Raw genomic sequence first — 18819 nt, 5'->3', positions numbered from 1 at the left:
TCCTGTTCTTCTTTGCTTTCGATAATTTCTTTAGGCTGCGTCGTTTCCATTGGCGAAGAAAGGTTTTCCTCCGCAGTGGCAGCTGCCGCCATGTTTTCAGACTCATCCAATGAGTGTTCCACGGGTTTCATTGCCTCTGGCTCTTGTGTTTCATCAACCACAGCCACATCGGATTCCAGTGCCTGTAGAGCTGCATCTTCCGCCAAAGACGGCAGGGTTTCGGCTGAACCATCAGTCAGTACGGGTTCTGCATCCTGCTCGGTGTCAGTCTGTTGTTCCAGCAAAGCACTGCGCTTAACGTAGGTTCGCTTTTTACGAACTTCCACATTCACGGTTTTTCCGCTGTGCAGATCATGCCCTACCGTGACCTGGGTCAGGCTTTTTCGCTTCAACGTAATTCGCTCAGGTGCAGCTCTTGACTCGTTGCCGGCGTTACCTTTCAAATGATTTAGCAAGACACGCTTTTGTTCTTCATTCACGGTCTGTTCATCGTTATTAAAAGAGAGTCCCGCTTCCTGCAACTGGTTCAATAGACGCTCAACGGGGATTCCCACGACCTGAGCTAATTGTTTAACCGTCACATCCGCCATATTTTACCCCCCTTTAGCAATTTCAATTCAAATTGCCATTGTTCAATACTTGTTATCCACTTACGTTTTAATCAGCAGTCAAACGCTGTCTGATTAAAAGCAAGGGTCACTCATTACAACAATTGATAATTATGAAAACCAGGGTTCACGGGCCTTCATGATCAATTCACCCGCTTTCTTTTCAGTCATTCCAGGTATATCAAGTAATTCATCAACCGATTGCTCAGCCAGGTCGTCCATGGTCGTAATGCCTTTGGCGGCCAGTTTGGCGGCGATATCGTTAGTCATGCCTTCCATCGTTAATAATGATTCGGACGGCTGATCCCCCGACTGCCCGGACGACAAGGCTTGAGTCAGAAGGCAATCATTCGCTCTGTTCCTTAACTCTTCAACAATCTCTTCATCGAATTCCTCAATCGCCATGAGTTCCTCTTTGGGAACATAGGCGATTTCTTCCAGTGAAGAAAAGCCATTCGCCACCAGCAGGGAAGCGATTTCTTCATCAATCTCCAGCGCACTGGTGAATAAGTTGATGGTCTTTTGCGATTCTTCCTGGCTTTTATTGTTAAAATCTTCAACGGTCATGACGTTCAAAGTCCAACCGGTCAATTGACTGGCCAGGCGCACATTCTGACCATTACGTCCGATAGCCTGAGAAAGCTGTTCTTTCTGAACCGCCAGATCCATGGTGTGGCTGTCTTCATCGACGACAATTGAACTGATGTCAGCAGGCGCCATGGCATTAATAACCAATTGGGCCGGGTTGTCATCCCAGAGGATGATATCGACCCGCTCACCACCCAGTTCACTGGATACAGCCTGAACACGCGCACCGCGCATACCGACGCAGGCACCCACAGGGTCAATACGGCCGTCATTGGTCTTCACAGCAATCTTGGCACGATTACCCGGTTCACGGGCAGCCGCTTTCACTTCAATCACGTTTTCGCCAATCTCTGGCACTTCAATGCGGAATAATTCAATCAACATCTCATTGCGTATACGGCTGACATACAATTGCGGACCACGAGACTGAGGGGTAATTTCGTATAAATACGCCCGTACACGATCATTGGGTCTGAACATTTCATTGGGCAGCATTTCCTGTCGAGGCATGAATGCTTCAGCCTTGCCGCCTAAATCAATGATGATGTTATCGCGAGTGACCTTTTTGACTGTACCATAGACCAATTGACCCAGCTTGGACTGGAACTGATCAACCACTTGTTGTCTTTCTGCCTCTCGGACTTTCTGCATAATGACCTGACGGGCAGTTTGCGCCGCAATTCGTCCGAATTCAATGGAGGGCATTGGCTCTTCAATTCGCTCACCGACCTGAATGGAAGGCGATCGTGTTCTGGCCTCGGTAATTCCTATTTCCTGATCCGGGAATTCCACGGCGTCATCTTCAACCACGTCCCAATAACGGAATGTTTCGTACTCGCCAGTGCGGTTATCCAGTTTGACGCGGATGCCCATTTCCTTTTCTGACAGTTTGCGGGTGGCCGATTCCAGGGCTGCCTGGATTGCTTGCAATACTACTTCTTTGCTGACGCCTTTTTCGTTGGATAATGCCTCAGCAATAAATAACAATTCTTTACTCATTGTTCGCCTCACTCGCCTGTCAAATTTGCTTTCACAATATTGGATAATTGCACGTCTACGGGTGTCTCGTTGACCAGTAATTTCAGAGTATCCTCCTCCACTGCGGCAATCGTGCCAGACAGTTTACGGCTTCCATTTACGGGTTTATATAACTTTAACTGTATATCATGCCCAAGGTATCGATGGTAATGTTTTTTATAAAACAGAGGCCTGGGTATACCGGGTGATGATATTTCAAGACTATAATTGCCGGAAATAGGATCTTCAACATCCAGTAAAGCGCTAATCTGCTTACTGACTCGTTCACAGTCACCAATCCCGATGCCTTCTTCTTTATCGATATAAATACGCAATAACGAATGCCGCCCCTGTGACAAATATTCACAGCCCCAGAGTTCATAGCCCAGGCTATTCACCAAAGGTTCCAATAGTTCCTGAATATCTGTTCTTATCATATTCCACTCTCAGCACTTTATTCCGGCAGCGAAAAAATCGCATAGGACAATGACCTGTCGCTTGAGAAACATTAAGCAATAATCGGAGTTTACGGTATATAAAGTTGCCCGCACTCTATAAAGATTGCAAACCGACAGGTGTGTCTGATTACCGGGTAATACATAACAAAAAACCCCAATAATGGGGTCTTTTAGATAGTGGTAGCGGGGGCAGGATTTGAACCTACGACCTTCGGGTTATGAGCCCGACGAGCTACCAGGCTGCTCCACCCCGCATCAACTGAGGCAAGTATACGCACACTTACCCTGCATAGCAAGCAATTTTTGCAAGTTATTAAGCAAACGCATTAATGCAGGCACTGATCAATCCAGAAGGGAAAATTCCCAGGTAAAGGAGTGACAAACAATTAATGGAATAAAAAATTTGTGATGACGTGCTTAACTGAACAGGTGCACTGTCTCTCGCTTCATCAAAGTACATGACCTTGACGATACGGACATAGTAATAAGCGCCTACAACCGCAAAGAGTAAACCTAAGACAGCAACCCAGGTTAAATGCACATCCACCAGGGCTTTCAGCACTAACAGCTTGGTAAAAAAGCCAACGGTAGGAGGAACACCAGCCATGGAAAACATGACAATGAGCATCAGGAAGGCAATCCAGGGGTTGCGTTTATTCAACCCTTTTAAATCATCGACGTTTTCTACTTCCAGCCCATGGTTAGACAGTAAGACAATCAAGCCAAAGGCACCCACCGTCATAATGGAATAAACCAGTACATAATAAAGACCCGCCGCATAGCCCGCTTCGGTCGCGGTAAGGATACCGAAAAGCGCATAACCAACATGGGAAATGGCTGAATAGGCAAGCAGTCGTTTGATGTTGCTTTGGGCGATGGCAAACAGATTTCCAAATCCCGTCGACAACAGCGCCATGATCAACAACAACTGTTGCCATTGGGCTGAAATATCAACCAGGGCAAGAGTCAGCAGACGAAGGGTCATGCCAATGGCAGCAATTTTAGGGGCGGCACTTAAAAACAGTGTGACGGAGGTAGGCGCTCCCTGATAGACATCGGGTGCCCACATATGAAAAGGCATGGAGGCGAGTTTAAAGCCCACACCGACCATAATGAAAACCAGCCCAAAGGAAAGCAGTGTGTCCTGCTCCTGCCAATTGGCCGCGATCGCATTGGCGATATCCAGGAGATCCAATTTTCCGGTAGCACCATAAATTAAAGACAATCCGTACAGCATCATCCCGGAAGCAATGGCACCCATCACAAAGTACTTCATCGCCGCTTCGGCTGCATCACTGTTGGTTCTACGGATAGCAGTCATGGCGTACAAAGGCAGGGATAACAACTCCAAACCAAGATAAATAGTCAATAACGAATGCGCCGAGACTAATACCATCATCCCCAAGGTGGAAAAAAGACCAAGAACATAATAATCCCCGGCAGGCATCTGACGTTCATCGACGTATTGACGCGAATAAATAAACGAAAAAATGGCACACAGGTAAATAAAGATTTTCATTAACTGCGCACTGTCATCGCTGATAAACAAACCACCAAAGATAATGGATTTGTAACTTCCGAGTAACAAGGCACTGATAACCGTACAGAGGACCAATCCAATAATGGACAAAGTCAATGCAATGTTTTTACAGTAATCACGCAAAAACAGGTCGCTGAGCAGAGCCAAAACCGCTGTAATCAACAGGATGATTTCCGGTAAAGCTACGTGGATATTATCAAGCAAGGACGTCATGTTCATTTAACCTTGTAAATTATAGTTTCGATTTATCGGCCTGAGCTAATGTATGGCTCACTGTTTGATGCACATATTCAAGCACGGGCTTGGGATAAACTCCCATCGCCACAACCATGATAACCAGTAACACATAGGCACTGATTTCAAAACCGGACAGATCGTGAAGGGCTGCAATTTTGTCGTTTTTTACGGGTCCGAATATAACCCGCTTATACATCCAGAGTGTGTAAGCTGCGCCCACAATCAATGTCGTGGCGGCCCAGAAAGCAATCCAGAAACCGGCCTTGATACTGCCCAAAATGACCATGAATTCGCCTACAAAACCGGAAGTGCCAGGTAACCCGGCATTGGCCATGGCAAACAACATAAAGAACGAAGCAAAAATAGGCATTGAATGGACAAGCCCGCCAAAATCCCTGACCTGTCGCGTGTGCATGCGATCATAGATGTAACCCACGCCAGCAAACATTCCGCTTGACACAAACGCATGGGAGATCATGACAATGATAGCACCCTCCAGAACAAGACCGGCATTTTGTAAACCAGACCTTTCGGCAATGGTGAAAATCGCAAAGCAACCCAGGGTAACAAAACCCATATGCGAAATGGAAGAATAAGCGATAAGGCGCTTCATGTCCTGTTGGATAACGGCAACCAAACCAATATAGACCACCGCAATCAACGACAGCGCAATCATCACATCGGCATAATACCGACAGGCATCGGGGACAATGGGTAATGCAAAACGGATGAAACCATAGGCGCCGAGTTTAAGCAGAATGGCGGCAAGAACGATGGAGCCGCCTGCCGGCGCTTCCGTGTGGGCATCAGGCAACCAGGTGTGCACGGGAAACATCGGTATTTTAATGGCGAAGCCCAGGAAAAACGCTATAAAAATCAATGTCTGGGCAGTCATGCTCAGTTTTACAGCATAGAACGTTTCAATTTTAAAGGATCCAGCAATGTAGCCCATGTAAAGAAAGGAGGCCAGCATTAACACAGAGCCTAAAAAGGTGTACAGGAAGAATTTAATGGCAGCATAAACACGATTGTCCGAACCCCAGATACCAATAATCAGGTACATGGGAATTAAGGTCGCTTCCCAGAAAATATAAAAGACAATGGCGTCCGTGGCAGCAAAGACCCCGACCAAAAAGCCCTGCATAATCAAAAAGGCAGCCATGTATTGTCCAACGCGTTTGTGGATACTCGTCCAGGTGGCCAGCACGACAATCAGGTTAGTAAAAATGCTTAACACAATCAGCAGAAGCGACAAGCCATCAACACCAAGACTGTAATTAATCCCTAAAGCCGGCATCCAGGCCATGTCTTCCAGATATTGCATGCTGTACGTGTTCACATCAAATCCGTTCACCAACGGGATACAGATGAGCAACGTCAGCAATATCGTAAACAATGCCAGATAACGTGAGACATTGGGATTGTTGTCATCACCGGTCAGGAATACAAACACGCCTCCAATAATGGGTAACCAGATCAACAAATTGAGCAAATGATGCATACCTTCACCTTATAATCAGCCTAATAGCAACCAGCATAAGAAAACAATTAAACCCAACACCATGACCGTTGCATAGTGATATAAATAGCCGCTTTGAATACCACGTCCCTTCTGAGCGAACCAGCGCACTGTTCGTCCTGCACCGTTCACAACCAGTCCATCAATGAGGCGTTGATCGCCGGTATTGTAAAAGAATCGACCGAGCGCTTTAGAACCGCCCACAATCACTTTGTCATTAAAGGTGTCAAAGCCATACTTATTAAGCAACAGGCGGTAAATCCAGGAGAAGGAACTCGCTAGTTTTGCCGGGATGGCAGGGAAGGCAATGTAACCTGCCCAGGCAATGGCGATTCCGACCAGGGTTAACCAGAACGTCAGTGACAACGGAGCATGCAATGCCGCCTGTAAAGGGGAGTGCACTTCGCGGGACAATTCTTCAAGCACGTTGTGTTCAGGCAGCACAAACAGTGACTTACCCAGCAGAGTCGGCACATTGTATAGCATAGGCATGAACAGAATATACCCAATAATCACCGAGGGTATGGCCAGAATCACTAATGGCAACCAGACTACGGCGGGTGATTCATGCACATGGTCAAAGGTGTGCTTATCCATGCGCGGTGTGCCATGGAAAGTCATAAAAAAGGATCGGAACGTGTAAATGGCAGTCACCATGGCGCCGAGGGCGACGCAGAAGTAGGCATAAGTGCTTCCTGGGATGGTGGATACTTTCGCTGCCTCAATGATGGTATCCTTCGAATAAAATCCTGCAAACGGCGGGATGGCACACAACGCCAGGCTGCCGATAATGTAGGTGACGTAAGTAATGGGCATTTTACGCCAGAGGCCGCCCATTTTTCGCATATCCTGTTCATGGTGCATGCCAATAATCACGGAACCGGCGCCAAGGAATAACAGTGCTTTAAAGCAGGCATGCGTCAACAAATGGAACATACCGGCACTGTAGGCAGAAGCGCCCATGCCAACCATCATGTAACCCAACTGCGACAAGGTAGAGTAAGCGACCACACGTTTGATGTCATTCATCACCAGCGCCAGGAGGCCAGTGAACAATGCACCCGTTGCGCCAATAACAAGAACCAGGGACAGGGCTGTTGTGGAATATTCCATCAATGGTGAAATCCGACCAATCATGAACACACCCGCAGTCACCATCGTGGCGGCATGAATTAATGCTGAAATGGGTGTTGGACCCTCCATCGACTCGGGTAACCAGACATGCAGGGGAACCTGAGCGGATTTACCCATGGCGCCAATGTACAACAGGATGCAGATCACAGTGACCAGCGACCAAGGATGGCCAGAATACAGTTCAATGGTTTGGGTATTCAAACTGGATGCGCTTTTGAATACCACGTCATAATCCAGGCTTCCGGTGTATGCCAGTACGAGACCAATGCCCAGGACAAAACCAAAATCCCCTACCCGGTTGACTAAAAACGCCTTAAGGCTCCCTTCAATGGCAGACTCCTTACTGTACCAAAAACCGATCAGGAGATAGGACACAAGACCTACACCTTCCCAACCAAAAAACAGTTGCAGGAAGTTATTGGCAGAAACCAACATGAGCATCATGAAGGTAAACAAGGATATGTAGCTGAAGAATCGTTGATAACCGTCATCATCAGCCATGTAGCCAATACTGTAAATATGAACCAGTAAGGAGACAAACGTCACAATAACCAGCATCACCACTGACAGGGGATCGATTAAAAAGCCGATATGAAATTCATAGGGAAAAAACATCCCACCGCTTGCCCAGGTGTAGAGGTTGACATTCACTGATTCGTGAGCGCCGCTTAAAATCGCGACTGCAACATAGAGCGACAGAAGAAATGACAGCGCCACACCGGCTATAGTGACCGAATGCGCACCAACCCGTCCAATCTGGTTACGGAAAAAGCCTGCGACAAGCGAGCCGAGCAGCGGTGCGAGGACAATGATAAGACATAGTTGTTGAATGCTCACGTTGTTAACCTTTTAAATGATTCATTTTATCAACATCAATATTGCCCCGATTACGATAGAGCAACATCACTATAGCTAGGCCAATGGCCGCTTCAGCGGCAGCAACCGTTAATATAAAAAAGACGAACACATGCCCAGTCACGCTTCCATAATAGTGAGAAAAAGCAACAAAATTCGTGTTTACGGCTAATAACATCAGTTCGATGCACACCAGCAACAGGATGATATTCTTTCGGTTAAGCATAATGCCAACAATACTTAAGCCGAAAAGAATGGCTGCCAGAATGAGGTAATTGTTTACTGGTATCATGGTCATTCCTATGATTGTTTTTCTGACTTCATCGCAATCAGTTCAATTCGATCGTTGCGATCAGTCATAATCTGGCTGAGTATGCTTTGCCGCTTGGATCGGATAATGTTTCGATGCGCCAAAGTAATGGCTGCAATGATAGCGACCAACAACAACACGGCCGCCAACTCAAATGCGAATACGTAATCGGTATAAAGAACCCTGCCAATGGCTTCTGTGTTTGAAATCGTCTTTGCAGGTTGGGCAACCACTTCATCGTACTCGTTAAAGTCATCAACTACCGATGTTGTAACTGGGGTTTGTTCAACCGCTGCTTTAAACATATTATCCGGCAAGGCAATGAGCAGTAATCCAGTCAGGAATGCCACTATAATCAAGCCAAAGGGAAGGTAACGTACAAAATGGGATTTCATGGATTCAACGTCGATATTCAACATCATAACCACGAAAAGGAACAGGGTCATTACTGCTCCCACATAGACTAAAATAAGAATCAGTGCAAGGAACTCCGCGGCAACCAGAATCCAGAGTACGGCACTGGCAAAAAATGTCAGCACCAGAAACAGCACGCAGCGTACCGGGTTATTTTGAGTAACCACCATTAGTGCTGAAAAAATTGCCAGCGCAGCAAAAACATAAAATACAGTTTGTATTAGCAACTCATGCATGTCGCACCTCGTTAGCGGTAATCTTTATCAGCATCTCTATCTTCAGCCAGTTTCTTTTCCATCAGGCTGCCGATAGCCAACAGTTTATCTTTGGTTAAAATATTCTGCCCGCGCTCCGTGTAGTGATAGTGCTGGATAGGGGTCAATACAATGGAATCGACCGGGCAGGATTCTTCACACAAACCGCAATAAATGCATTTAAAGCTGTCAATATCATAACGTGTTGTGCGACGGGAGCCGTCTTCGCGCACTTCCGATTCGATGGTAATCGCCAGCGCAGGACACACGGCTTCGCATAATTTGCAGGCGATGCAGCGCTCTTCACCATTTGGATAACGGCGCAAGGCTAACATGCCCCGGAAGCGGGGAGATACGGGAGTACTTTCCTCGGGAAACTGCACGGTAAATTTCTTTTTGAAGAAATATTTACCCGTCACTGACAATCCAGAGAAAAGCTCCAGCAACAGGAAGCTCTTTATGTAATGTTTGATGTATCGATATAATTTTTTCATTACTTAGCTCATTGCTCGTTAAAACCATGGCTTCAGATGAGTTATTACCATCAAGGCGGTAACAATCACCCAAACTATGGTCACCGGGATTAAAACTTTCCAACCCAGGCGCATTAACTGATCATAGCGATAGCGAGGGAAAGTGGCGCGAATCCACAAATAAACAAAAAGGAAAAAAGAGATTTTTAAAAGCAGCCATACAAAGCCGGGAACGACAAAGAAAATGCTGTTAAGAAGGGGAATGCCTTCAAAAGGCGATAACCAGCCTCCCAGAAAAAGAATGGACAACATGGTGGAAATGAGAATCATGCTGGCATATTCGGAAAGGAAAAACAGCGCAAATCCAATCCCCGAATACTCGACATGGAATCCCGCAACAATCTCTGACTCCCCTTCCGCCAAATCAAATGGCGCGCGATTGGTTTCCGCAATACCGGCAATCCAGCAGGTTACAAACAAAGGCAATAACGGCAAAAACCACCAGTGCCAGAGTCCTCCGCGTTGAGATTGGACTATTTCGGTCAGATTCATGCTGCCAGCGGCTAACAATACGCCAACCAGAGCAAAACCCATGGCAATTTCATAAGACACTGTCTGTGCTGTGCTTCGTAAAGCACCAAACATGGCGTATTTTGAATTCGATGCCCAGCCGGCGATGAGAACACCGTAAACCCCCAGGGAACTCATGGCGAACAGGTAAAGCACACCGGCATTGATGTCGGCTAAAACCATGCCTTCCGAGAAAGGAATAACAGCCCAGCCCACCAACGAAGGTGCCAGTGCAAATAATGGTGCAATAATGAACAGGTACTTGTTCGATTTCGTCGGGATAATGATTTCTTTCGTGATTAACTTAATCAAATCAGCAAAAGGCTGTAACAGCCCTTTAAAACCCACGCGGTTAGGACCGATCCGTACCTGAATGTAGCCAATGACCTTGCGCTCAGCATAGGTAAGATAAGCGACAGCGATCAGCAGGGGCACGACAATGATTAATATTTTTATAATAATCCACAGCAAAATGCCTATATCATGTAGCATAATCTTACCTGTTAGCGCTTAATAGTGATTGCAGCAAAAGAATGCCCAAGGTCAACTGTTTCAGGCATTGCATTGGCTACCCATACAACATCGGGTGCTATTCGCTCGTCTCGTTTGAGCGGCAATGTTATCTCAATATCTCCTTGAGATACAGTAGCAACCTCATCTAATTTCAATCTATTTGCCGTATCGGGATGTACACGGATACAAGCGGGCTCCGCCGCTGCACAATGTTGCAGAGCCTGCGTGCTGCGCACAATGGCATCGCAACGGTACAAGGGCCACTCACCCACCCTGACCAGCTGCTGGTGATAAGAAGGCAGCGACTCGGGGTAGTAGGGTTGGTATTTCACGCCGGATGTCATGTCAACAATGGATTTCACCTCGGTCAGGATTTCATCGCTGGAGACGTAAGTAAAATTCTGACAATGCAGCAGATTGCCCAATACCCTCAGTATCTTCCACGCCGGACGCGCTTCTTCATAAGGACTGCAGGCACCTTTCACGCTTTGCCAGCGGTTTTCAACATTAATGTAGGTTCCAGAGGTTTCTGCATAAGGAGCCATGGGCAGAATCACATCTGCATAATCAAACATCGATTCATGTTGAAAAGCAGAAACCATGACTACAAATTCCGCAGCAAGCATGGACTGTCTGGCATTAAAAGGATTGGCAAAATCAAACCCAGGTTCAACCCCCAGCAGGAAATAGCCTTTTAATTTGGCATCAAGCGCTGATTGCACATCAAGACCGGGTTGAGACACTGTTTTGCCTGCTGTGGTTCGATGAGGAAGCATCCCCGCCAGTTCTGCCCCGGCTGCGTTAGCGCCTGAGGTTAATCGCAACACACGCAGACCACTGATTGTTTCAAGCACATGCACCAGCGTGCGCAGCAAAGCCGCATCAGGATGATTTTCGCAAAGCGCACCCATGATGATAGCCGCCTTGCTTTGGCTCAATTCAGCGGCCATGGCGCGAGAGACGTCATCGACTTCGAGACCCACGATTAAACGTTGAACGGCCTCAGGCAACTTCTGAACATCGGCAGCCATGGCTGCAACCAGTTTTGCCAACTGCATGGGCATTTCCTGGGGTGAGACAATGGCTTTCGCCCGAACATCGAAATGGTAGTCATAGTCCACGGGATTAATCGCAAACAACCTGGCTCCGTTTCGAAACGCTTTACGAACTCGAAGGCCGGCGAGCGGAACTTCGCGATGAACATTGCAGCCCAACAAAAGAATTGCCTGTTGATGTTCAATGTCCGTCAGGCTTAATTGATTCTCCCAGGCGGCAGGCAAGCCATCCTGATCGCGGAAATCAATTTGTCTTAAGCGGTAATCGAGATTATTAACCCCCAGTTCCCGCATTAATTTTTGCAATAAATAGAATTCCTCAAGGGTAGAGGAAGGCGAAGCAAACGCAGCAAATTGCTCGGGTCCATGCTGTTTAATGATGCGGCTCATCCCTTCGGCCACAAATTTCAGTGCAGTTTCCCAATCCACTGTCTGCCATTGCCCCTGAGTTTTGATCATCGGGTGGCCTGCACGCATTTCGCTTTTAAGCCCCAAATAGCTGAATCGATCGCGGTCAGAAAGCCAGGTTTCATTGATGGCTTCATTTTCTTTAGGGACAGCACGCATGACCTGATTACGCCGAACATGCAAGTACACATTGGAACCCAGGCAGTCATGAGGGGCTAAGCTGTCATGTTGGGTTAATTCCCAGGCCCTGGCTGTAAAGCGATAGGGCTTGGACGTCAACGCACCTACCGGGCATAAATCAATGATATTGCCTGATACTTCCGATTGGATGCTGTGTTGCACGTAGGTGCCTATTTGCATCTTTTCACCGCGTCCGGTCGCACCAAGCTCACGCAGACCGGCCACTTCCTCACCAAATCGCACACAGCGCGTGCAATGGATGCAGCGGGTCATCTCTGTCGCGATCAAAGGGCCCAGATTATCGTCTTCAACGGAACGCTTGGTTTCCTCGTATTCGGAACTGTCATGTCCAAATCCCATGGAAATGTCCTGTAACTCACACTCTCCGCCCTGATCACAAATAGGGCAATCGAGAGGATGGTTAATTAACAGGAATTCCATTACCGCTTCCTGGGAACGAATGGCTTCTTCAGATTTGGTAAACACTTTCATGCCGTTCGTGATCGGTGTCGCACACGCGGGGACAGGTTTTCGACCGTTTTCTACTTCAACCAGGCACATACGGCAATTGGCGGCAACAGACAATTTCTTGTGATAGCAGAATCGCGGAATATAAATCCCCGCTTCATCAGCCACTTCAATGATCATTTTGCCATTTTCAACTTCAAATGTTTTCCCGTCGATTTCAATGGTAGCCATTGTCTAAACCTTCTCAATTATGCTGCGACGATCGAGCGTTTATGCTTAATAAAATACTCAAACTCATGATAAAAATGTTTCACGAAGCTCTGCACCGGCCAGGCAGCCGCTTCTCCTAATGCACAAATGGTGCGGCCATCAATTTTATTGGCCACGTTGACAAGTTTTTCAATGTCACCCGGCTCGCCGTGCCCTTCACGAATACGATGGATCAGACGAACCATCCAACCGGTACCCTCACGACAAGGTGTGCATTGACCGCAGGACTCGTCCATGTAAAATTCAGAAATGCGGTAGAGCGCATCCACCATACAGGTGGTTTCGTCCATAATGATGACCGCACCGGAACCCAGACCGGAACCTGCTTTTTGAATGCTGTCATAATCCATATCCAGACCCATCATGACATCCCCAGGGAGGACACGCATGGAGGAACCGCCCGGAATAACCGCCTTGATTTTATTGCCATTGCGTACACCGCCTGCCAAGTCCAGCAGGGTTTTAAAGGGTGTTCCCAGCGGAATTTCAAAATTACCTGGCTTGTTGACATGGCCACTGACACTGAAACATTTCGTCCCGCCATTGTTTGGCTTGCCGAGTTTTAAGAACCATTCACCGCCTTTTTCCAGAATAGGAGGAACGGAAGCAAATGTTTCTGTGTTATTGATGGTCGTGGGTTTGCCATAAAGACCGTAATTGGCTGGGAAAGGGGGTTTGAAACGCGGCAAACCCTTTTTACCTTCCAGCGAATTTAACAAGGCAGTTTCTTCACCGCAAATGTAAGCGCCGGCACCAAGGTGATTGTATAAATCGAAATCAATGCCGCTGCCCAGGATGTTTTTACCCAGGAGCCCCTCGGCATAAGCCTCCTTTAAGGCCTGCTCTGTTCGCTCAAAAGGCAGCCAGAATTCGCCGCGGATGTAGTTGTAGCCTACCGTAGCGCCCATAACGTAACCCGCAATCGCCATACCCTCTATCAACTGGTGGGGGTTATTGGCGAGAATTTCCCTGTCTTTGCATGTACCGGGCTCCCCTTCATCCGAATTGCATACCACATACTTTTGTACAGGAGCATTTCGGTTCATGAAACTCCACTTAAGGCCAGTAGGGAAACCCGCACCGCCGCGTCCGCGCAAGGCTGAGGTCTTTAATTCCTCAATAATTTGCTGAGGCGGGATTTTTTCGCTCAGAATACGTCTCCACGCACTATACCCACCCACACTTAGATATGATTTTAACGTCCAAGGCTCTTGCAGATGGAATGTTCGGTAACAGACTTGATTTAATTCAACCATGGCAATCACCTCTATCGTTCATTGATACTGTTCCAACACGTGATCAATTTTTTCAGGGTTTAAATTCTCGTGATACTCTTTGTTGACCTGCATCATCGGTGCATTAACGCAGGCACCGAGGCACTCGACTGAGCGGAGGGTGAAGCGCCCATCAGCGGTTGTTTCCCCAAGCTGAATGCCCAATTTGGACTGCAGGTAGTTAACCACTTCCGATGAACCCATCAGTTTACAGGAAATATTAGTACACACATTAACCAGATGACGCCCGATGGGCTTGTGTTCATACATGGTGTAAAAGGTGGCGACTTCATAAACGGCAATGGCTGGCATCTCCAGGTAATCGGCAACCGCGTCCATCAATTCAGGCGACAAATACCCGTGTTCCTCCTGAACGATACGCAGGGCGCTCATTACGGCGGATTGCTTTTGATCCGCTGGATATTTCGCTATCCAGTAATTAATTTCACTGATCCGCTCTGCTGATATCAGTTGACAAAGTATTTTAGCTGAATGCTCAGACATGCTTCTAACCTTAAAAAACGTTTAATCCAACAGCGTCGTGTTACCGATCGATTTCACCGAAAACAATATCCTGACTGGCAAGGATGGCTACTCCATCAGCCAACATATGGCCTCTGACCATTTCATCGTATCCCGCTAAGTGGGCAAAACCAGGCGCCCGAATTTTCAAACGGTAGGGTTTGTTCGCGCCATCAGAAACCAGATAAATACCAAATTCACCCTTAGGGGCCTCCACTGCGCTGTAAACCTCGCCCCGCGGCAAGGAGAAACCTTCCGTGTACAGCTTAAAGTGATGAATCAGCGCTTCCATGTCATGTTTCATTTCAACCCGTCGCGGCGGCGTAATCTTGTGATCCTCGAGTCGAACCGGACCCGGATTTTTGCGCAGCCATTCGATGCATTGGCGCATAATGCGGTTGGATTGTCTCAATTCCTCGACGCGCACCAGGTAACGATCATAGCAGTCACCGGTTTTGCCGACCGGTATATCGAAATCGACCTGATCATAGGCAGCATAAGGCTGTTTTTTACGCAAATCCCAGGCAATACCGGAGGCACGCAGCATGGGGCCGCTGAACCCCCATTGCAGGGCATCCTCAGGGGAAACCACACCGATATCTACCGTGCGCTGTTTCCAGATTCGGTTATCGGTTAATAATGTTTCGTACTCATCCACGCACTTTGGAAAACGCTCAGTAAAAGCCCAGAGAAAATCAAGCAGGCTTCCCTGACGATTTTCGTTCATTTTTTCCACTTCCCGCTCATTGTGCCATCGGGATGCCTTGTATTGCGGCATGCTGTCAGGAAGATCACGGGCAACGCCGCCAGGCCGATAGTACTTGGCGTGCATACGGGCGCCGGACACGGCCTCGTAGCAGTCAAACAAATCTTCCCGCTCACGGAAACAGTACAAAAAGACTGTCATGGCGCCAATATCCAGAGCACTGGCACCTAACCAGAGCAAATGGTTAAGAACCCGTGTTACTTCATCAAACAGGGTGCGGATGTATTGAGCACGCACCGGCGCTTCAATGCCCAATAATTTTTCAATGGCCAGCACGTAGGCATGCTCATTACACATCATGGACACGTAATCAAGCCTGTCCATGTAGCCAATGTTTTGCAGGTAAGGTTTTGACTCGGCCAACTTTTCAGTCGCACGATGCAACAAACCAATGTGCGGATCCGCACGGACGATGGTCTCCCCCTCAAGCTCAAGAACCAGGCGTAATACACCATGGGCAGCAGGATGCTGGGGGCCAAAGTTAAGCGTATAATTTTTTAATTCAATCATGGCTCACTCCATGGTTATCAAGATAACGGTTGTCGTTGCGTATTACCTTGGGTACCAGGATTCGGGGTTCTATGCTGACCGGCTCATACACGACTTTTTGTTGACGTGCGTCGTAACGCATTTCAACCTCACCAATCAAAGGGAAGTCCTTGCGGAACGGGTGACCGATGAATCCATAATCCGTCAGCAGACGTCTAAGATCAGGATGACCGGAGAAAAGAATACCAAATAAGTCGTAAGCTTCACGCTCAAACCAGTTGGCTGACTTCCATAGTTCATGGACCGATGGAATAACCAGATTATGCTCATCAAGAAATACTTTGACACGAACGCGTTGGTTTTTGGCTGTTGAGAGCAGGTGATAGACTACAGCAAAGCGAGGTTTATCAAAGACAAAGGCTCTGGCTTCATGCGCCTCCACGCCACGGGAAAAGCCGCTTTCAGTGGCTGCTTCGGTTTCCCAGTCATAGGAACCGTAATCGAGGTAATCCACGGCACAAACATCCATCAGCTGATCGAATGCAAAATGCTCATGCTCCTTCAACTGCTCCAGGACCTGCTTTACGTGTGCGGGACTGCATTCAATCGTAATTTCATGCGTTGCCACATCGATGGAGTCAATCAAATGAGCCAATTCAGTGTTTATTTTTTCGGCCAAGCTAGTCAGTTTAGTCATCGATAGATACCTGTGCTCGTTATGCTTCTATTACAGGTTTACGCCTGATTTTATTCTGTAACTGGATAATGCCGTAAAGAAGCGCTTCAGCCGTTGGAGGACAGCCCGGTACATACACATCAACCGGTACAATGCGATCACAACCCCGCACGACCGAATAGGAATAATGGTAATAACCCCCGCCATTAGCACATGACCCCATGGAAATGACCCAGCGGGGTTCAGGCATTTGGTCATAGACCTTACGGAGGGCAGGTGCCATTTTGTTGCACAGGGTACCGGCAACAATCATGACATCCGATTGCCGGGGACTGGGTCTGAAAATAATCCCAAAGCGGTCCAAATCATAGCGGGCAGCACCCACATGCATCATCTCTACTGCGCAACAGGCCAGGCCAAACGTCATCGGCCACATCGAACCGCTGCGCGCCCAACCCACCAGTTTCTCAACGGAGGTTGTGACAAAGCCCGTTTTTTGCAATTCTGCAACAGCCATAGCAAGCCTCTAAAATAATATATCTTGGTTTAATAACACGCCGCCACAGGACTCCACGCGGGATTGATAAAAACAAATCATTCCCATTCAAGAGCGCCCCGCTTCCATTCGTAGATAAAGCCAATGACCAGCAGGCCGAGAAAGATCATCATCGCTGAGAAACCAAACCAACCTATCTCACGCAATACCAAGGCCCAGGGGAAGAAAAAAGCAGTTTCCAGATCAAAGATAATAAAAAGTATAGCAACCAGATAAAATCTGACATCAAAAGGGATGTGGGAACTTTCAAACGCATTAAAGCCGCACTCATAGGGCGCGTTCTTGGCTGAATCCGGTTGATGTTTGGAAAACAATGACGCGGCAGTAATCATAGCAATGCCTAAAGCCAGGGCTATGATAATAAAAACTAATATTGGCAAGTATTGTGATAGCATCATTCATATCGCTCGGATAAATGGTGCCGAAGGCCGGACTCGAACCGGCACGGCTTACGCCACCGCCCCCTCAAGACGGCGTGTCTACCAATTCCACCACTTCGGCATATTTAGTTATTCTTTTCCGTTTTTACTGCTATCAACCGGCACCGGAATCGCGTTATTTGGCGCGCTGATTGGTTGAGGAATGGCTTGTTGTTCTGCCTTTTGGTATTGTGTGGATACCATATAGGACAGGAACAAACTTGTCACAAAAAATGTCAATGCCAATCCGCCGGTCAATTTGAACAGAAATCCTCCGGTACCCTGGCTGCCGAAAACGGTATTTGATGCGCCTGAACCAAACGCAGCACCAATATCGGCGCCTTTTCCATGCTGTATCAACACCAGTCCAATCAGGACCAAGGCGACCAGCACATGAATGATTAAAATTAATTGATACATTTAACAATTTCCACAAACTGTTGTGCATTAAGGGATGCACCACCAATTAAACCACCGTCGACATCCGGCATGGAAAACAACGAGGCTGCATTTTTGTCATTTACACTTCCGCCATATAGCAGCGGTAATGCAGCAGCGTCTTCCTTGCTGAATTCGCTCACTAATTCTCTAATAAACCCGTGCATTTCCTGAGCTTGCTCAGGGCTCGCTGTTTGACCGGTGCCTATTGCCCATACGGGTTCATAAGCGATGACTGCATTGCCAAAACAAGCCGAGTCTTCTTTAGCTACGGCTAAAATCTGACGGGTCAATACGTCTTTCGTTTTTCCTTGCTGGCGCTCCTCAAGCGTCTCGCCCACGCAAAGAACGGGTATCATACCATGATCTTTTACATGGTGGTATTTATCAGCAACAAATTTTTCGCTTTCTCCGAAAAGTTGCCTTCTCTCCGAATGACCTACCAACACATACCGGCATTGGTAATCGTTAAGCATTGTGCTGGAAAGTTCACCCGTATAAGCGCCCGTGTTCGCCGGGTAAACATTCTGCGCGCCCCAGCTAATGCAGCTGTCCTGCAGAAGCGCCTGCACCAGAGGCAGGTAAATCGCGGGCGGCATCACGGCACATTCCCTGCCGTGGCTTAATTCAGGCAGTTGCTGAATGAGGTCTTTGAGCAGCGGGGTAATGGTGCTGACTGTACCATTCATTTTCCAGTTCCCGGCTACAATTTTTTTCCTCATTGCCACTCCAGTTAATAACCGGGGCAATATACCTTAATGTTGTTCGAAATCCTAGTATTTTGCTTGATTTTTATGAACTGCTCCGT

18 protein-coding genes, 2 tRNA genes and 1 pseudogene are annotated in these 18819 nt (G+C 47.5%); all 21 read right to left on the bottom strand.

The features are described from left to right. Window positions 1-271: 271 nt before the first annotated feature. Window positions 272-590, bottom strand: a pseudogene (locus tag DYE45_RS14990) (translation initiation factor IF-2 associated domain-containing protein); the annotation flags it as partial. A 129-nt stretch (window positions 591-719) separates the two neighbouring features. Further along, on the bottom strand, window positions 720-2195 hold the full coding sequence (gene nusA / locus DYE45_RS01580; RefSeq protein ID WP_108293354.1) for a transcription termination factor NusA: 1476 nt from the start codon (window positions 2193-2195) through the stop codon (window positions 720-722). An 8-nt stretch (window positions 2196-2203) separates the two neighbouring features. Beyond that, entirely contained in the window at window positions 2204-2650 is a 447-nt protein-coding gene (gene rimP, locus DYE45_RS01575) for a ribosome maturation factor RimP (protein ID WP_108293356.1), read from the bottom strand. 199 nt (window positions 2651-2849) lie between these two features. Then, a tRNA-Met gene (locus tag DYE45_RS01570) sits at window positions 2850-2926 on the bottom strand. A gap of 58 nt (window positions 2927-2984) precedes the next feature. Beyond that, window positions 2985-4424, bottom strand: coding sequence for an NADH-quinone oxidoreductase subunit NuoN (nuoN, locus tag DYE45_RS01565; RefSeq protein WP_108293358.1), 1440 nt, complete (start codon window positions 4422-4424; stop codon window positions 2985-2987). A gap of 19 nt (window positions 4425-4443) precedes the next feature. Next, on the bottom strand, window positions 4444-5949 hold the full coding sequence (locus DYE45_RS01560) for a complex I subunit 4 family protein (protein WP_108293360.1): 1506 nt from the start codon (window positions 5947-5949) through the stop codon (window positions 4444-4446). Window positions 5950-5964: 15 nt separating this feature from the next. Continuing rightward, window positions 5965-7938: an NADH-quinone oxidoreductase subunit L gene (gene nuoL, locus DYE45_RS01555; RefSeq protein ID WP_108293362.1), complete on the bottom strand. Its 1974-nt coding sequence runs from the start codon at window positions 7936-7938 to the stop codon at window positions 5965-5967. A 4-nt stretch (window positions 7939-7942) separates the two neighbouring features. Further along, entirely contained in the window at window positions 7943-8248 is a 306-nt protein-coding gene (gene nuoK / locus DYE45_RS01550; protein WP_108293432.1) for an NADH-quinone oxidoreductase subunit NuoK, read from the bottom strand. An 8-nt stretch (window positions 8249-8256) separates the two neighbouring features. Then, the gene (locus DYE45_RS01545) at window positions 8257-8916 is read right to left on the bottom strand and encodes an NADH-quinone oxidoreductase subunit J (protein ID WP_108293364.1); all 660 of its coding nucleotides are present in this window, start codon (window positions 8914-8916) and stop codon (window positions 8257-8259) included. Between the two features lie 11 nt (window positions 8917-8927). Continuing rightward, entirely contained in the window at window positions 8928-9428 is a 501-nt protein-coding gene (gene nuoI / locus DYE45_RS01540) for an NADH-quinone oxidoreductase subunit NuoI (protein WP_108293366.1), read from the bottom strand. Window positions 9429-9446: 18 nt separating this feature from the next. After that, window positions 9447-10469 (bottom strand): NADH-quinone oxidoreductase subunit NuoH, encoded by a 1023-nt coding sequence (gene nuoH, locus DYE45_RS01535; RefSeq protein WP_108293368.1) that lies wholly within the window; start codon window positions 10467-10469, stop codon window positions 9447-9449. 11 nt (window positions 10470-10480) lie between these two features. Continuing rightward, on the bottom strand, window positions 10481-12832 hold the full coding sequence (nuoG, locus tag DYE45_RS01530) for an NADH-quinone oxidoreductase subunit NuoG (protein WP_115300298.1): 2352 nt from the start codon (window positions 12830-12832) through the stop codon (window positions 10481-10483). 17 nt (window positions 12833-12849) lie between these two features. Then, complete coding sequence (nuoF, locus tag DYE45_RS01525) at window positions 12850-14127, bottom strand: NADH-quinone oxidoreductase subunit NuoF (protein WP_108293434.1); 1278 nt, start codon at window positions 14125-14127, stop codon at window positions 12850-12852. A gap of 18 nt (window positions 14128-14145) precedes the next feature. After that, on the bottom strand, window positions 14146-14649 hold the full coding sequence (gene nuoE / locus DYE45_RS01520; protein WP_115300297.1) for an NADH-quinone oxidoreductase subunit NuoE: 504 nt from the start codon (window positions 14647-14649) through the stop codon (window positions 14146-14148). Window positions 14650-14689: 40 nt separating this feature from the next. Continuing rightward, a complete protein-coding gene (locus DYE45_RS01515) occupies window positions 14690-15943 on the bottom strand; it encodes an NADH-quinone oxidoreductase subunit D (RefSeq protein WP_108293374.1) in 1254 nt (417 codons plus the stop codon). Continuing rightward, complete coding sequence (locus tag DYE45_RS01510; protein WP_108293376.1) at window positions 15936-16619, bottom strand: NADH-quinone oxidoreductase subunit C; 684 nt, start codon at window positions 16617-16619, stop codon at window positions 15936-15938. Before DYE45_RS01510 ends, DYE45_RS01515 begins: the two co-directional genes overlap by 8 nt. Window positions 16620-16638: 19 nt before the next feature. After that, window positions 16639-17115, bottom strand: a complete 477-nt coding sequence (locus tag DYE45_RS01505) for a NuoB/complex I 20 kDa subunit family protein (RefSeq protein WP_058527684.1) — start codon at window positions 17113-17115, stop codon at window positions 16639-16641. A 77-nt stretch (window positions 17116-17192) separates the two neighbouring features. Next, entirely contained in the window at window positions 17193-17549 is a 357-nt protein-coding gene (locus DYE45_RS01500) for an NADH-quinone oxidoreductase subunit A (RefSeq protein WP_058532259.1), read from the bottom strand. A gap of 21 nt (window positions 17550-17570) precedes the next feature. Continuing rightward, window positions 17571-17655 (bottom strand) — tRNA-Leu (locus DYE45_RS01495). Between the two features lie 8 nt (window positions 17656-17663). After that, on the bottom strand, window positions 17664-17993 hold the full coding sequence (gene secG, locus DYE45_RS01490; protein ID WP_108293378.1) for a preprotein translocase subunit SecG: 330 nt from the start codon (window positions 17991-17993) through the stop codon (window positions 17664-17666). Next, a complete protein-coding gene (gene tpiA, locus DYE45_RS01485) occupies window positions 17981-18733 on the bottom strand; it encodes a triose-phosphate isomerase (protein WP_108293380.1) in 753 nt (250 codons plus the stop codon). Before tpiA ends, secG begins: the two co-directional genes overlap by 13 nt. Window positions 18734-18819 lie beyond the last annotated feature (86 nt).

Source organism: Legionella taurinensis, assembly GCF_900452865.1.
In the GTDB taxonomy this organism is placed as follows: domain Bacteria; phylum Pseudomonadota; class Gammaproteobacteria; order Legionellales; family Legionellaceae; genus Legionella_C; species Legionella_C taurinensis.
Note: the sequence above shows the minus strand (reverse complement) of the source record. Positions and strands in the feature narration are given on the sequence as shown.

Excerpts from the sequence above, each read along its gene's own strand:
- rimP (WP_108293356.1), bottom strand. The coding sequence starts at position 2,650 with ATGATAAGAACAGATATTCAGGAACTATTGGAACCTTTGGTGAATAGC.
- nuoF (WP_108293434.1), bottom strand. The coding sequence starts at position 14,127 with ATGGTTGAATTAAATCAAGTCTGTTACCGAACATTCCATCTGCAAGAG.
- secG (WP_108293378.1), bottom strand. The coding sequence starts at position 17,993 with ATGTATCAATTAATTTTAATCATTCATGTGCTGGTCGCCTTGGTCCTG.
- nuoG (WP_115300298.1), bottom strand. The coding sequence starts at position 12,832 with ATGGCTACCATTGAAATCGACGGGAAAACATTTGAAGTTGAAAATGGC.
- DYE45_RS01505 (WP_058527684.1), bottom strand. The coding sequence starts at position 17,115 with ATGGCTGTTGCAGAATTGCAAAAAACGGGCTTTGTCACAACCTCCGTT.
- tpiA (WP_108293380.1), bottom strand. The coding sequence starts at position 18,733 with ATGAGGAAAAAAATTGTAGCCGGGAACTGGAAAATGAATGGTACAGTC.
- DYE45_RS01515 (WP_108293374.1), bottom strand. The coding sequence starts at position 15,943 with ATGATTGAATTAAAAAATTATACGCTTAACTTTGGCCCCCAGCATCCT.
- nuoH (WP_108293368.1), bottom strand. The coding sequence starts at position 10,469 with ATGCTACATGATATAGGCATTTTGCTGTGGATTATTATAAAAATATTA.
- DYE45_RS01545 (WP_108293364.1), bottom strand. The coding sequence starts at position 8,916 with ATGCATGAGTTGCTAATACAAACTGTATTTTATGTTTTTGCTGCGCTG.
- DYE45_RS01510 (WP_108293376.1), bottom strand. The coding sequence starts at position 16,619 with ATGACTAAACTGACTAGCTTGGCCGAAAAAATAAACACTGAATTGGCT.
- nuoN (WP_108293358.1), bottom strand. The coding sequence starts at position 4,424 with ATGACGTCCTTGCTTGATAATATCCACGTAGCTTTACCGGAAATCATC.
- nuoI (WP_108293366.1), bottom strand. The coding sequence starts at position 9,428 with ATGAAAAAATTATATCGATACATCAAACATTACATAAAGAGCTTCCTG.
- DYE45_RS01500 (WP_058532259.1), bottom strand. The coding sequence starts at position 17,549 with ATGCTATCACAATACTTGCCAATATTAGTTTTTATTATCATAGCCCTG.
- nusA (WP_108293354.1), bottom strand. The coding sequence starts at position 2,195 with ATGAGTAAAGAATTGTTATTTATTGCTGAGGCATTATCCAACGAAAAA.
- nuoE (WP_115300297.1), bottom strand. The coding sequence starts at position 14,649 with ATGTCTGAGCATTCAGCTAAAATACTTTGTCAACTGATATCAGCAGAG.
- nuoK (WP_108293432.1), bottom strand. The coding sequence starts at position 8,248 with ATGATACCAGTAAACAATTACCTCATTCTGGCAGCCATTCTTTTCGGC.
- DYE45_RS01560 (WP_108293360.1), bottom strand. The coding sequence starts at position 5,949 with ATGCATCATTTGCTCAATTTGTTGATCTGGTTACCCATTATTGGAGGC.